We start from the raw sequence: 13,992 nt of genomic DNA, 5'->3' as shown, positions 1-13,992 counted from the left end.
ACAGCGCGATCGCCGCGCTATCGTTTTTCGCGAGCGTCGCGCGCATCTATCGGCAGCGGGGCCGGATGTGGCCGACGACATGCGGCGCGCGGGCCTGGCGCGGTACCCGATTCAATGCGACGACACGAACACCGCATCGTCGAATGCCGCCGGAATGGCGAAGCTCTCGCGCATGCGCTGCGTTTCCTTCGCTGGCGTCAGGCCGAACAGGCGTTTGAATTCGCGGCTGAACTGCGACGGGCTCGTATAACCGACCGCGTAGCCGGCCGCCTCCGCCGTCAGGTCCTCGCGCACCATCAGCAACCGCGCCTGATGCAGGCGTGTCGACTTCAGGTACTGCATCGGCGATACCTGCGTGATTGCCTTGAAGTGGCTGTGAAAGCTCGGCACGCTCATGCCGGCTGCGTCGGCCAGTTGCGGCACGTCGAGCGGTTGCGCGTAATCGGCGTGAATCACGCGCAATGACCGGCCGATCCGGCCGAACTGCCCGCGCATCGCCAGCGCGCTGCGCATCGCGCTGCCCTGAGCACCGGTGAGCACGCGGAAATACAACTCGCGCAGCAGCGCCGGGCCGAGCACCGCGGCATCGAGCGGCCGGCCCATCGCCTCGACGAAACGCAGCACTGACGCGTGCATCGTTGCATCCATCGGCGTCGACATCATGCTCCTGGGCGCCTGCACGGGCTCCGCGATGCCTTCGCGGTCGATCTGTGCCGCGAGTTCGGCGGCCATCGTGAAATCGAGGTGCAGATACAGCGCGAGCAGCGGGCGCTCGGGCGTGGCGTCGGTTTCCATGCTGAACGGCACGGGCACGGACACCGCCAGGTAGTGATGCTCGTCGTACAGATAGCGCTCGCCGCCGAAGTAGCCGCGCTTGCAGCCCTGGCACACGATCACGATGCCCGGGTCGTACAGCACCGGCGTGCGCGACAGCGCGCGGTTCGACCGCAGGATGCGCACGCTCGGCAATGCCGTCAGGTTGTAGCCTTCGTCGGGCGCCAGCGCGCGCAGCAGCGTCACCAGGCGCTTCCGGTCGCGCGGCGGCAGCGATGGGGATCGGGCGGAGGCGGGCTCGAGGCTCATAGTTTTGTGCAAGAAAATCAGCGGAATCGGGCTTATTCGACGGGGTTCGTCAGACTAGTATGCACGCTCCAATCGATATACGGGAGAAGCTCACATGGCATCCGCAAACCTCATGCTCATTACCGGCGTCAGCAGCGGCTTCGGCCGCGCGCTCGCGCAGGAGGCGCTCGCGGTGGGTCACACGGTGGTCGGCACCGTGAGAAGCGCGCAGGCGGCGCAGGCTTTCGAAGCGCTGTCCGCGCGGGCATTCGCGCGCGTGCTCGACGTGACCGACTTCGATCGCATCGACGGTGTCGTTGCCGAAATCGAGGCGAACGTCGGGCCCGTCGACGTGCTGGTGAACAACGCCGGCTACGGGCACGAAGGGATCATGGAAGAAGCGCCGCTCGCGGAGATGCGCCGGCAGTTCGACGTGAACGTATTCGGCGCGGTGGCGATGATGAAGGCGGTCGTCCCGTTCATGCGCGAGCGGCGGCGCGGGCGCATCCTCAACATCACGTCGATGGGCGGCCACATCACGATGCCGGGCATCGCTTACTACTGCGGCAGCAAGTTCGCGCTGGAAGGCATTTCCGAAGCCGCCGGCAAGGAACTCGAGCCGTTCGGCATCGCGGTGACGGCCGTGGCGCCGGGTTCGTTCCGCACCGACTGGGCCGGCCGGTCGATGATGCGCACGCCGCGCTCGATCGCCGATTACGACGCGATCTTCGACCCGATTCGCCAGGCGCGCGAGGAGAGGAGCGGCAAGCAACCGGGTGATCCGGTGAAAGCGGCGCGGGCGATACTCGCCGTCGTTGCGGCACAACATCCGCCGGCCCATCTGCTGCTCGGCAGCGATGCGCTGCGGCTCGTGCGCGGCAAACTCGCGGCGCTGGACGAGGAAATCCGGGCGTGGGAGGCGGTGACGGTATCGACGGATGGTTGAAGGGCGTAAGTCGAGATGTGAGCTGTCAGGCAGTCGGCGTCAGGTCGGGTCTGGGATTGCTTCGTTGTTGCTTCGTCAGGGGGCCGGGATCGGCCACGACCCGACATTCGCGACTGTCGGTTTTCGGACAGGTGACGAGCACCGTTGGGGAGTGCTCAAGACACTGTAATCAAAGCCCGTAGAGGTGGGTCAGCTCGCGCTGCAGAAGGTGGAACGACGCTTCGACGGTTCCCTTAGGGAAAGGCGAGTAGACCAGACCGTAAAGGTTCGAAGGAACGTTGACGCCTTCCTCGTGAAGCAGGATGACACGACCACGACCGTAGCGGCCTTGAAAGAAACCGATCTCGTGCATGACGTTCTCTCGGGCGCGCTTAACCCCAGCGCCGTCCACATCGTCGCCTGTCCAAACGATCACGGCCGAGTCGCAGCGATCCGCGTTCGCGATCAGCTTCTCGATGATCGTTTGACGACCGTTGTACTCCTGGGCAAGTTCGATGGTCTCGATCCGCACATCCTTCTCAATGAACGGCTGAACCTTGCGCCACTCTTCGGTATTGCCGTGAGTTATAAACACTCGACGAGGCTTCTCTGCTGCTGCGGGTGCTGCAAGCTCGCTATTTGCGCGAATCTCAAAGATCTGCGAGATGTCGCGAGCGAGTGCGAGCATCTGGGCGCGGCTGTACATATTTGATGGCGGATCAGTTGCCATCGGAGTGTCCGGCTCGGTGTCGATCGTCCGAAGCTCGCCGAACAATTCTGGCATCGCGGCGCGTAAGGTTTCAACGTGTTTCGATGTCTGATCAAAGTAATGACCGACGTCGCTGCGCTTATGGTGATGTCGCGGCTGCTTTGTGATGCCGAGTCCTACTAACTCATCTGCGGCGTTTTGAATCGCCTTCAATAGGTCGGCCAGTTTTGCCAGAGTTGCTTGAATTTCGGCCATACATGCTCCCTGATTGGCGCTACGTTATTCGCAGTGGTCACGACTACTTTACAGCAGGATCCATCCGTCGAGCACATGCTCACTCGACGTCCGGTCTCGGGCAAGTTGGTCGGATCGTTGAGTGGCAGATCCGGGTGGTGGATTCAACCGGTCGAGCCGCACCGAGCGCCAACCGGCGCCAACCGGCGACTTCCGGCCAAGAGCCGTAGTGCGCCTTCCCTGCGATCGGACCGTCGAATGGCAGCTACTGTTTGAGGATCAGCCCTTTCAACATCGATCTTCGTGGTTTCGCCAAAGAGACAGTCGCGAGTATGATTTCAACTTGTCTTTTGTAGAACACCAGAAAAGTGGCCCCGGCAGCCGGAAATGCTACTTCTGTCAAGCTAATACTCTTGGCGTGTATTGAGAAAAATGGCAAAGGCATCCTCAACAGATATCGAAAGCGAACTTGTTCAGGCTAAAGCTCGGAGAGGGTACGGCTTTGTTGAGGGCTCGTATTACGAGACGATGGACCGATTGGTGACGTTGGAGCGTTCGCTCGCAAAACTCGGAACTGAGGCAGATGCGGAATTGTACCGTCACTTTCCGGTAGCAGCGATATCAGCCCTTGAGACTCACTTTAAGGTCACGGTGGCGACGATTATCGACAGCGGATCCCCTTATTTTGAGAGGGGGCTTGCGCTTGGCCGCGATAAACTCATGTCTGTTGCTGAGGTGCTGCCGCTGCTACATAGACAGAACGTTAGCGTTGGAGATTTGGTCAGTCATGTCCTTCCTTTTAATTCTGTCGCCAGCTTGGAGAGAGCGTTCTCAATGTTGTTCGGTGAGGATCTGAAGTCACTGGCTAAACGAGTTGAAGATCCCTATTTATTAAGGGCGATGCTTCAGACGGGAGGTCCGATCATAGAGGACGTCTCAACGTTATGGGCTGGATTAGCCAAAACATTTGAACGTCGCCATATTCTTGCGCATGAATCGGCCTCGCAGTATATCGTTGCCTTCGACGATGCAAAGCTAGCACTTACTTCCATCGCAGAATTCGCCAAATTGATCGATGCGATTCTCTGGATGACCGTTTGGAAGGACAGACCTCTTACACAATATGAAATGAATACGTCTGCTGCGAAGAAAACGCAAGACACCCGTGCGATATTGGCAGCGCGTGTGAGGAGGGCATTGCGAATTTCAACCGAAGATGGGCAGCGTGCTAGGTTTCGATCGATGTATCGCGCGTGGCGCCACTACTTTGATGCGTGGATCGGATGGCAAGATGAGAATTTCATTACTGGAAGCATCCGTCCGCTATTTGCTGCCACGAACAGGACTTTGGCGTACAAGTGCCAAATTAAGGAGTTGTCCAACTGGATGGCTAATATGAGGCTCGGCGATCCTCCCGAACCAGAGATCGACTTGTGATGTAAAGACCACATGAAAGAGCCGATAACCACGCTGCTTGCCTTCACGACTCTATTCGTTGGCCTGCGCGCATCCTTGCTTTGGTACAGAGCAAGCAAAGTTGAGATCATTCCCGAAACAAAGTCGCCGTGGAGCGGGATGATAGACCCTATGGATTACGCGTCATACATCGCAGGAGAGGAATCGAAAAAGCGCGTCGCGATTGAGAAAGCATATCAACAAAGCGGGGCGCTGAACGCAAATGCAGCTCTCTGGACAGCCATCGCGGTGTTCGTTGGCACGCTTACGACGTTAGCGGGGATTCCGGGGTGGTGAGCAAGACGTGTGTGGCTGCTCTAGCTTCGAGGCGGCCGTTGGCGTGGCGCAGGGTCGAAGGACCGTTGTGGGTCGGGTGCTGCCGCCTACGTCGGGCAGCAGTCGGCCATGAAGAGACCTACGCCCGACGTAGTCACGTGGACACTCAAGAGGCAGTTTCATTCACCGAACGGTCGCTTGGTCGCCAAGAGCCAGGGCCATGTCGTCGGACTTCCTTATTATTAAGTGGTTAAGATTGAGAAAAATGGATATCATAAAATTTAAAAGACTTGTGGATGAGTCTCTGGCCGCAAAGAAGGATGATAATAAAGCTACAGATATTCCCACATTGCATTACCAGAAAGTCTATGAGCGCGTAGCTCAACTCATTGGCGGCACGAAGGATTGCGGGAAGCGCGTCGGTGCAATACGGAGTGAAATACTTCGTCGTAATGTGGCTTTTGGGGAAGCATTAAACCCCTATCATGGATTCGCCGCCGTCATCGGCGATATATGCCGACAAAGTTATCCTCTCCGCGAAGTTACTGATGCTGACTGGATAGAGGCGATCACCTTAATTTGGGAAAATAGGGCCGCCTTGTATGGAATAAATAAAGACGAATCTACGCTTGAGGCAATTCACAAAAACGACTTCGCTGTCGGCCGCGCAGTGCGAACCCTGATCGACCAAGGATTTCCGGTTCAGATAGACGGTACAGATGTTCCTATGGAACCAGCCGTTCAGTCGGCGTTAGCGCAGAAATTCGATGCGTTGGCGAAGTCAGTTGGGGGCCGACGGCTACTGGATATGACGCTTGCCGACATGCAGCGGACGATTCCGTTTCAATCTAATGTCGGCCAGTTTCTCATGGGGCGCCGTCTTGGGCCGATTACCAGTTCGCCGGATCCGCAAGTCCCATGGGGATTTTTGATGAATTTGGCCATGAAGCACATCTCGGCCGAGCCAAAATGGATTAGTTCATCAGCCTATGACACGCTGAAGGCGCTAAGCTTAGCAGTCTTGGCGGTAGAAGAACTTCAGCCTTACTCTCATTGGGAGGAAGTCTTCGTTGATGCAGACCAGCTACTGTCCTACATGCAGAAAAGTGTCCTGTATGACTCAATCTTCACCTTGAGCCAGATGAAGTGTAAGCACGCTCAATGGCTTTACCAGAAGTTGTGGTCGGAGGAAGAATTGAGAGAGCTCAAATTCGAGGGGCTACATCTCACCTTTCTCATAAAGCTTGCTGATCGAATTCTGGCTCAATCGTCGAATCTGAAGATAACCATAATTTCCGTTTCGAGTATGGCCAGCGCAATGGGGTGCGGGAAAGACAAAATGGCCGGCTATCTTGATTCTCTAAGCCATGTGTTAGCTGGTCCAAATCAAGAGTTGCACTTCCCAGTGCAATTTAAGGTGGATTATAAGAAACGCCCGCTTCTGAAGTTGCATAGCGAAGAATATCTTGTTTTGCCTAGCTCCTTTGTTGCCCCACTTTTGGCGGAGCATGTGGTGGAGTTCTGCTGTACAGCGAGGAAAAGCATTAGAGACACGTTAGGAACTTCGGTCGAGCGCTTTCTACGCGCGCAACTCCTGCAGCGTGGCATAGCGTCAATTTCTGGAGTGTATGACTATAGGAAATCGAAGAGGTCCGATGAGAAGAATAAGGCTGGAGACTGTGACTTTGTGGTAGAGGGTGGGAGAACGACGGTATTTTTTGAATGCAAGAACAAATTGCTTACCTATAGCGCTCGGTTTGGAAATGATGTTGACCTCGTCATCGACATGGCGAAAAGCTTCATCCATTCGCAAACCCAAGCTATGCAGCACGAACAGCTATTGGTTTCAAGAGGAAGTTTGGAGCTGAAGGGGGAGGATGGAAAGACAGAAACACTTCTCTACAAGAACGAGCAAGATATCGAGCGAGTCTCAATATCGCTATGGGGGTTCGGCAGTTTGCAAGCAGATATATTCGTCACGAAATTTTTGCGATTGTGCGTGTGGAACAAATTGTCTTCCAACCAACCCGAGGCTTCGGTGCGAATTGATGATATAGAGAAGAAATATTTGGTGCCATTACGAGAGATGGCTGCAGGAGTAGCCGACTTTCAAAGTGATCGCATAAAATGGCCTCTCCTATCGATGCGATTTCTCTCTGTAGCGCATCTGCTTCTCGCGCTGGATTACTCGACGGATACCGAAAGCTTTGTGAAGGAAACGATGCGTGCAAAGCGAGCTCAGACCGGAACGAGAGATTTCGTCAGTGAATATGCGAATTCTCTGAGACTTGGATAAGGTATTCCTGATAGCTGTTAGCCGACCATTCAAGTGACCGCTTCGCCCCGATAGTGGTCTTTGAAACCGCGACGGCATGACCGGCGGCAACGGGCCGAACTGCGCCGCTCGCGCGTTGTAGAGCGGCGGCCAGCCGCGTTCGACCAGCCGGGATGAAACATCGGCAGGCCGCTTCGATTGATCAAGCGGCCTTTCATCGTCATCTCTTCAAATGGGCTGCGCCGTCGAGAATGCGTGTGCCGCAGCCATCGTATCCAGTGCCTCGCGCAACAGCAGGATTTTGCCGTCGCGTGCCACCAGCCGCCCTGCGTACAACTGGCGATAGATTTTCCCCGTCGATGGAACGAGCGCTTCGACTTCATATTCGGCGAATACCTGCTCAGGCGTTTCGATCAGCAGACGCACATTTCTGAACGCAAAATCCGGCACTTTCGCGAGCAGCGAGGCGATGAAGCCTTCGATCGCTTTTGGCCCCTGTGCTCGCCCGTCAATGCCAAGCGACTTCAGATAAGGGAGTTCCAGAACACCGTCGTCGGCAAACAGTGCGCCGGCCGCGCGTGGGTCACGAATCGATTCGAGGTAAGCGAAAAGCAGTTGTTTGGCGTTGTTCATGATCGGCTCGATAAAGGCGTGAAAGGATGCGATTCATTGCAGACGCGTCTTCAACGCAGTCGCCATCTGCTGCACGGCGGCGCGCGTCGGTGCGTCGGCAGCAAGCACGTTGAGCAGGCCAAAGTCGTGGATCGTGCCTTTGTACCGGGTCGTCGTCACGTCGTTGCCCGCCTGGTCGAGCCGATATCCATATGCCTCGCCTTCGTCGCGCAGCACGTCGAACTGCGCCGTCCGGATGAGCGCGGGCGGCAAGCCCTTCAATTCGTCGAGCGAGGCGCGCAGCGGCGACGCATAGCGTTCGTTGCGCTCGGCTTCGTCGATCGGGTAGGCATTCCAGAACCACTTCATCATGTCGCGGCTCAGGAAGTAGCCATTGGCGAAGGCGTCGTACGAGGCATTGTCGAACGCGTGGTCGGCCACCGGCCACATGAGGCCCTGGAAGCGGATTGCCGGGCCGGTGGCGTTGTTCAGCGCGCCGGGGAAGGCAACCGTCGCGGTATCGGGCGTGTTCGGTGTGACTTGCGTGTTCGTCGTGATTCTCCTTTGCCTGGTCGAGTGGCTTGCGACGTAATGTCGTGCAGCCGGTGGAAAGGAGAATACGGATCGGACGTTATTGTCGAAATAGAATCGTTTGAAATCCATCATTGCATGAATGCAACGATGGACGCCGGCAGATCAACCGCGCCGATCGATCATTTCGGCCACCGCCATGTTGGCTCGGAAAGGTGCTCGGCAAAATAATCCGACAGCGCCGCGACTTTCGCGGGCCGCGCGCGCGCCGACGGCGTAACGAAATAAAGACCGCCCTTCGTCAGCGACCAGTCGGTCAGGATCGCCTCGAGGCGGCCATCGGCCAGATATTCGCCCGCGATGAATTCAGGCAGCTCGGCGATCGCCAGGCCATCGAGCAGCGTCGGCAGCAGCGCATCGGAATTGGTCACGCGCAGCGGGCCCGTCGGCATCACCGGTTCCTCCTCGCCTCGGTCGTTCGTGAAGCGCCATACAGCGCTACGCGCGCGGTACGCGTACGAGAGACAAGGACGATCCGCCAGTTCGCGCGGATGCGTGGGCCGTCCTTCACGCCTCAGATATTCCGGCGACGCCACCACGAATTGCGTCACTGCGCACAACCGCCGCGCGACCAGGGATGAATCCGGAAGCGCGGCGATACGCAGCGCGGCGTCGAACCCATCGGCGACCAGATCGACCGACGCATCCGATAGATGCAGGTCGATCGACACCTCTGGATAAGCGCGAAAAAAGCCCGGTAGCAGCGGCGCAACCCAGCGCAGCCCGTACGACATCGGCACGGCCAGACGCACCAGCCCGCGTGGCTGCACCGACATTTCGCGCGCCGAGCTTTCCGCTTCCTCGGCCTGGCGATAGATCTCGCCGGCTTTCTCGCTGATTGTCCGGCCGAACTCGGTGAGCGACAGCTGGCGCGACGTGCGATTGAACAGCCGTGCGCCCAACCGCTCTTCCAGGCGGGCGACACCGCGGGAGACCGTGGCGACCGACACCCCCGTCGCACGCGCCGCAGCCGCAAACGACCCATGCTCGGCCACCTTCGCAAACATCGCGAGCCCTTCGAAATCAGGTAGTTGAGCCATTTCCCCTCATCATTTCATTTATGCAACGTTTGATTGCGATTAATTCTATTTCGAAACGATCAGGCCGTCGATATTCTCCTCACATCGCAGCACGCAACACCGAACGCAGTTACCCACTTACCAACCGCAAGGAGAATCACCATGGCACGCAAACTCGACAACAAGATCGCACTCGTCACCGGCGCAACCAGCGGTATCGGTCTCGCCACCGCTCAACGCTTCGCGGCGGAAGGCGCTCACGTCTATCTCACGGGCCGCCGCCAGGCGGAACTCGATGCCGCCGTGCAGGGCATTCGCGAAGCCGGCGGCAAGGCGACCGGCGTACGTTCGGATTCCACCAGGCTGGATGAACTCGACGCGCTGTATGCGCAAATCAAGGAAGAACAGGGGCACCTCGACGTGCTGTTCGTGAACGCCGGCGGCGGCTCGATGTTGCCGCTCGGCAGCATCACCGAAGCGCACTACGACGACACCTTCGACCGAAACGTGAAGGGCGTGCTGTTCACGGTGCAAAAGGCGCTGCCGCTGCTTGCCGAGGGCGCATCGGTGATTCTCACCGGCTCGACGGCGGGTAGCGCAGGCACCGCGGCGTTCAGCGTGTATTCGGCTTCGAAAGCGGCGGTGCGTGCCTTTGCACGCAGTTGGATTCTCGACCTCAAGGAGCGCCGCGTCCGCGTGAACACGATCAGCCCGGGCGCGACTCGCACGCCCGGCCTGCTCGACCTTGCCGGTGACGACGCCACGCAACGGCAAGGGCTTGCCGATTACCTGGCTTCCCTGATTCCGATGGGGCGCCTCGGTGAGCCGGAAGAGATCGCCGGCGCGGCGCTGTTCCTGGCCTCGGACGACGCGAGCTTCGTGAACGGTATCGAATTGTTCGTCGACGGCGGCCAGCAGCAGATCTGAGCCAGGCTGAGCACGCGGGGTGTGGTGGACGCGGTCTTCGACGATCGCGATCCACGCCCGGCGCACGCGAATCGAGCATCGTCATGATTGAACATCGATCTTTTCCTTCGCTTGACGCAATCCGGCGCGACGGCGTTGATGTCCGCCAACATTTCCGCGCGGGCGACGTCGGGCACGCTGACCATGCGCCGCTCGGTCCGCTCCATATGTGGAACGACATCGAATTCGCGCAGTACGCGGGCCTCGGGCTTCGTGCTCTCCGCGACGTCGAGATCGTCACATGGGTGCGTTCGGGGGCCATCACCCACGAAGACGACGCGGGCAATCGCGCGCGCCTGGTTGCCAATTCCGTCCACGTGATGAGTGCCGGCACGGCGATCCATCATGCCGAGCGCAATGAGGAAAACATACCCGCGCGGCAGTTCCAGATCTGGCTCCGTCCGCACACACCTGCCGGTACGCCGCGCTGCGCGACGCGCGTCTGTTCGCCAGGATGTCGCGAGGGCCGATTCGTTACGCTGGCGAGCGGCGATCCGGAGGATGTCCGCGCCGGCGCGTTGCCCATTCACGCCGACGCACGTTTGCGTATCGCGACGCTGCGCGAAGGCACGGCAATGCAGCACGTTTTGCCGACGCCCGGTTCTGCTTACCTGGTTGCGGATCATGGGCGACTGGACGTAGGGCCGATCAGGCTGGCGCAACGCGATGGCATTGCCGTTCGCAATGAAACGCGGCTCGTGTTGAGGGCGCGAGACGACACTGATGTCGTGATTGTCGAGCTCTTACGCTAGGACAAGGGCGCCATCAGGGCGTGCCGCCGCCCCATTCATTGCTGTTTCTGCGTTCGGAAAAACACGCCTGTGGGCGTTGGGTGGCTGTTTTGGGGGGAACTGCAGACGTTGATACTGACGTTGCCTGTGGCGGAGATGGGCCGAACCGACTCAGACGATCTGACGCTGTCTGTTCGGCCCATTCCAGCCTTATACAGCTGACGCAGCCCCATCGTTCGCCCTTCGTGGCAGCGCCCACGTTGACCGGATTGCCGACGCTCGCTTGCATCGTGGCGTCATCGTTTAACAATACTGTCCGATAATGGCTCCCGGCCAGTGTGCCATGTTCATCCACGTCACAGGAGCATCGCGATGCCATACGTCACAACGAAGGATCACGTCGAGATTTTCTACAAGGACTGGGGCCCGAAGGACGCGCAGCCCATCATGTTCCACCATGGCTGGCCGCTGTCGAGCGACGACTGGGATGCGCAGATGCTCTTCTTCGTCCAGAAGGGCTATCGCGTGATCGCGCACGACCGGCGCGGCCACGGCCGGTCGACGCAGGTGTCGGACGGCCACGACATGGATCACTACGCGGCCGATGCGTTCGCGGTCGTCGAAGCGCTCGACCTGCGCAACGCGGTGCACATCGGTCATTCGACCGGCGGCGGCGAAGTGGCACGCTACGTCGCGAAGCACGGCGAGCCGGCCGGCCGCGTCGCGAAGGCGGTGCTGGTCAGCGCGGTGCCGCCGCTGATGCTGAAAACCGATTCGAACCCCGAAGGCTTGCCGCTCGAGGTGTTCGACGGCTTCCGGAAGGCGCTCGCCGACAATCGCGCGCAGTTCTTCCTCGATGTCCCGAGCGGCCCGTTCTACGGGTTCAACCGCGAAGGTGCAACCGTGCATCAGGGCGTCATCCGGAACTGGTGGCGGCAGGGGATGGAAGGCAGCGCCAAAGCGCATTACGAAGGCATCAAGGCGTTTTCGGAAACGGACCAGACCGAAGACCTGAAGTCGATCTCCGTGCCGACGCTCGTGCTGCATGGCGAGGACGACCAGATCGTGCCGATCGCGGATGCCGCGCTGAAGTCGATCAAGCTGCTGAAGAACGGCACGCTGAAAACCTATCCGGGCTATTCGCACGGGATGCTGACGGTCAACGCGGACGTCCTCAACGCCGACCTGCTGGCTTTCGTGCAGGCGTAACGGTGACGCTCGACGCAGGCCCGCTTCGGCGGGCTGCGTCGTTTTTGGACGGCTGGCGGCACCCGGTAACCGTAGCCGGTAGCGCCCGTCAGCGCCGTCGCGCCGTCGCCCAGGCGGCCGGTTCGCCGGCCGCAGGGCTCAGCCCGGCCCGTTGAAGCGGATGCCCGGAAACGTCAGGCGCGGCATCCGGCCTTCCAGGAACGCGAGGAGTTCGCGCACCTGCGCGGCTTTGCCGGAGTCTTCCGGCCAGACGAGGTAGTACGCGTCGCCGGTATTGACGGCCGTCTTGAACGGCAGCACGAGCTGCTTCTCGTCGATTGCCGTCGCGCACAGCGCGAGATCGCCGATCGAGATGCCGTGGCCGGCGATGGCCGCCGCGATGCCCTGTTCGAGCATGTCGAACACCTGCCCGCGCGTGATGTCCACCTCCAGGTCGTGGCCGCTGCCCTTGAGCCAGCGGCGCCAGTCGCGCCGGTCGGGCGACGGGTGGATCAGCTCGCACGCCGCCGGATTCGTGCGTGCGACCGTCGCGGTCGCACGCGAGCACACCGGAATCAGCCATTCGTCGAACAGCTTCACGCACTGCGTGGCCTCGCCGAACTTGCCCGTGCCGAGCAAGATCGCGCAATCGTAGGATTCGCTGAAGAAATCGACGGTGTCGACATCCATCCACACGCTCGCGATCTGCACCTCGAATGCGGGCCGCGTGTCGCGAAAGGCGGCCAGCGCGTCGAGCAGCCAGCGCATCGTGAGCGTGGACGGCGCCTTGAGCCGCAGCACGTCGCGTTGCGACTGGAACAGCATGCAGGCTTCCTCGATCTGCCGGAAGCCGCGCCGCAGGCCCGACGCGAGGATCTGCGCTTCCGCCGTCACGGTCATCCTGGGGCCGCGCCGGACGAACAGTTTCCGGCCGAAGTAGGCCTCGAGCGTCCTGACGTGCTTGCTCACCGCGCTCTGCGTGAGGCTCAGTTCCTCGGCGGCAAGCGTAAACGAGCCGGTGCGCGCGGCGCTTTCGAATGCGCGCAACGCGTAGACAGGGGGAAGCGGTTTGGCCTTCACGGGGCTTGAATATGAATAAAACTCATGTCATTCGACAGGATTTTCCGTTTTTCACCAGCGGGCCGGGCACGCGATACTGCAAAAAACCGTGCAATCCGCTGCGCTGAATCCCGATGATGCCATCGTAGCGCGCACGCGCGTCGATCCATCCAACAACTTTTTGTCATGGCACTCCATTACCCGCTGCTGTTCGCCTATCTCGCCGCGATCGTGCTGCTCATCGCGACGCCCGGCCCCGTCGTCATGCTCGTGGTCGGCACCGTCGCGCGGCGCGGGTTCCGCCAGGGCATGCTGACCGCGGTGGGCGCGAATGCCGCGAGCCTCGTGATGATCGCGGGGGCGATGCTGATGGTGTTCGGCGTCGTGCTCGTCAGCGATCGCCTGCTCACGGGGTTGCACGTGGCGGGTTGCGTCTTCATCGCGGTGCTGGCCGTCCGGACGCTGCTCGGCGAATGGCGCGCCGGCCGTACGCGCGACGCCAACTGTGCCGCGCCAGGCGAACCGGCGTCGCAAGCGTGGCGCTTGCCGGGTGTGGTGCGCGGCTTTCTCGTCGGCATCGCGAACCCGAAGGACCTGCTGTTCTTCGTCGCGTTCTTTCCGCAGTTCGTCGGCATCACGCCGGATTCCCGCGTGAGCCTGGCCATCCTGGCCGTGCTGTGGATCGCGGTCGATTTCACGATCATGGCCGGCTACATGGCCGCGATCAACCATCCGCTGATTCACCGCAAGCAACGATGGATCACGGCCTCGTCGGCGGGTGCGCTGCTCGTGATTGCGCTTGCCGGGCTCGGCGGCGCGATCGCGGGCGGTGCGTAAGCCAGCGGGCGATCTGCGTTACGTTTCGTTTGTCCTGTTTTTTATCGAGTTCA

13 protein-coding genes and 1 pseudogene are annotated in these 13,992 nt (G+C 60.0%); 8 read left to right on the top strand and 6 right to left on the bottom strand.

What is annotated here, in order from left to right:
• Positions 1-111: 111 nt before the first annotated feature.
• The gene (locus PQB87_RS38350) at positions 112-1,083 is read right to left on the bottom strand and encodes an AraC family transcriptional regulator (protein ID WP_111941905.1); all 972 of its coding nucleotides are present in this window, start codon (positions 1,081-1,083) and stop codon (positions 112-114) included.
• A 94-nt stretch (positions 1,084-1,177) separates the two neighbouring features.
• Here PQB87_RS38350 and PQB87_RS38345 point away from each other — a divergent pair, with 94 nt between their 5' ends.
• Positions 1,178-2,008: an oxidoreductase gene (locus PQB87_RS38345; protein ID WP_489244563.1), complete on the top strand. Its 831-nt coding sequence runs from the start codon at positions 1,178-1,180 to the stop codon at positions 2,006-2,008.
• Between the two features lie 169 nt (positions 2,009-2,177).
• Here the strand turns inward: PQB87_RS38345 and PQB87_RS38340 are convergent, their stop codons facing one another.
• A complete protein-coding gene (locus tag PQB87_RS38340) occupies positions 2,178-2,951 on the bottom strand; it encodes a TIR domain-containing protein (protein ID WP_489244561.1) in 774 nt (257 codons plus the stop codon).
• Positions 2,952-3,362: 411 nt separating this feature from the next.
• On the opposite strand from PQB87_RS38340, the gene PQB87_RS38335 reads away from it, so the two are divergent.
• The 3 genes from PQB87_RS38335 (at position 3,363) to PQB87_RS38325 (ending at position 6,957) form a co-directional block, all read left to right on the top strand.
• Complete coding sequence (locus PQB87_RS38335) at positions 3,363-4,367, top strand: lysozyme inhibitor LprI family protein (protein WP_489244559.1); 1,005 nt, start codon at positions 3,363-3,365, stop codon at positions 4,365-4,367.
• Positions 4,368-4,379: 12 nt separating this feature from the next.
• The gene (locus tag PQB87_RS38330) at positions 4,380-4,682 is read left to right on the top strand and encodes a hypothetical protein (protein ID WP_489244557.1); all 303 of its coding nucleotides are present in this window, start codon (positions 4,380-4,382) and stop codon (positions 4,680-4,682) included.
• Positions 4,683-4,881: 199 nt separating this feature from the next.
• A complete protein-coding gene (locus PQB87_RS38325) occupies positions 4,882-6,957 on the top strand; it encodes a hypothetical protein (protein WP_489244555.1) in 2,076 nt (691 codons plus the stop codon).
• Between the two features lie 207 nt (positions 6,958-7,164).
• On the opposite strand, the gene PQB87_RS38320 is transcribed toward PQB87_RS38325, so the two are convergent.
• The 3 genes and pseudogenes from PQB87_RS38320 to PQB87_RS38310 form a co-directional block, all read right to left on the bottom strand.
• Positions 7,165-7,569, bottom strand: a complete 405-nt coding sequence (locus PQB87_RS38320) for a nuclear transport factor 2 family protein (RefSeq protein WP_060088645.1) — start codon at positions 7,567-7,569, stop codon at positions 7,165-7,167.
• A 33-nt stretch (positions 7,570-7,602) separates the two neighbouring features.
• Positions 7,603-8,025, bottom strand: a pseudogene (locus PQB87_RS38315) (alpha/beta hydrolase fold domain-containing protein); the annotation flags it as partial.
• Between the two features lie 236 nt (positions 8,026-8,261).
• Positions 8,262-9,179, bottom strand: coding sequence for a LysR family transcriptional regulator (locus PQB87_RS38310; protein ID WP_021157877.1), 918 nt, complete (start codon positions 9,177-9,179; stop codon positions 8,262-8,264).
• Positions 9,180-9,320: 141 nt separating this feature from the next.
• On the opposite strand from PQB87_RS38310, the gene PQB87_RS38305 reads away from it, so the two are divergent.
• The 3 genes from PQB87_RS38305 (at position 9,321) to PQB87_RS38295 (ending at position 12,064) form a co-directional block, all read left to right on the top strand.
• On the top strand, positions 9,321-10,085 hold the full coding sequence (locus tag PQB87_RS38305) for an SDR family NAD(P)-dependent oxidoreductase (RefSeq protein WP_059492642.1): 765 nt from the start codon (positions 9,321-9,323) through the stop codon (positions 10,083-10,085).
• Between the two features lie 83 nt (positions 10,086-10,168).
• The gene (locus PQB87_RS38300; protein WP_489244554.1) at positions 10,169-10,876 is read left to right on the top strand and encodes a pirin family protein; all 708 of its coding nucleotides are present in this window, start codon (positions 10,169-10,171) and stop codon (positions 10,874-10,876) included.
• 351 nt (positions 10,877-11,227) lie between these two features.
• Entirely contained in the window at positions 11,228-12,064 is an 837-nt protein-coding gene (locus PQB87_RS38295) for an alpha/beta fold hydrolase (protein WP_059687472.1), read from the top strand.
• 138 nt (positions 12,065-12,202) lie between these two features.
• Here PQB87_RS38295 and PQB87_RS38290 read toward each other — a convergent pair whose 3' ends face one another.
• Positions 12,203-13,123, bottom strand: a complete 921-nt coding sequence (locus PQB87_RS38290; RefSeq protein WP_489244552.1) for a LysR substrate-binding domain-containing protein — start codon at positions 13,121-13,123, stop codon at positions 12,203-12,205.
• A gap of 165 nt (positions 13,124-13,288) precedes the next feature.
• Here PQB87_RS38290 and PQB87_RS38285 point away from each other — a divergent pair, with 165 nt between their 5' ends.
• Positions 13,289-13,939, top strand: coding sequence for a LysE family translocator (locus tag PQB87_RS38285; protein ID WP_489244550.1), 651 nt, complete (start codon positions 13,289-13,291; stop codon positions 13,937-13,939).
• The last annotated feature ends 53 nt before the right edge of the window (positions 13,940-13,992 follow it).

The organism is Burkholderia sp. KL41 (assembly GCF_057005415.2).
This window is presented reverse-complemented; position numbering and strand designations above follow the sequence as displayed.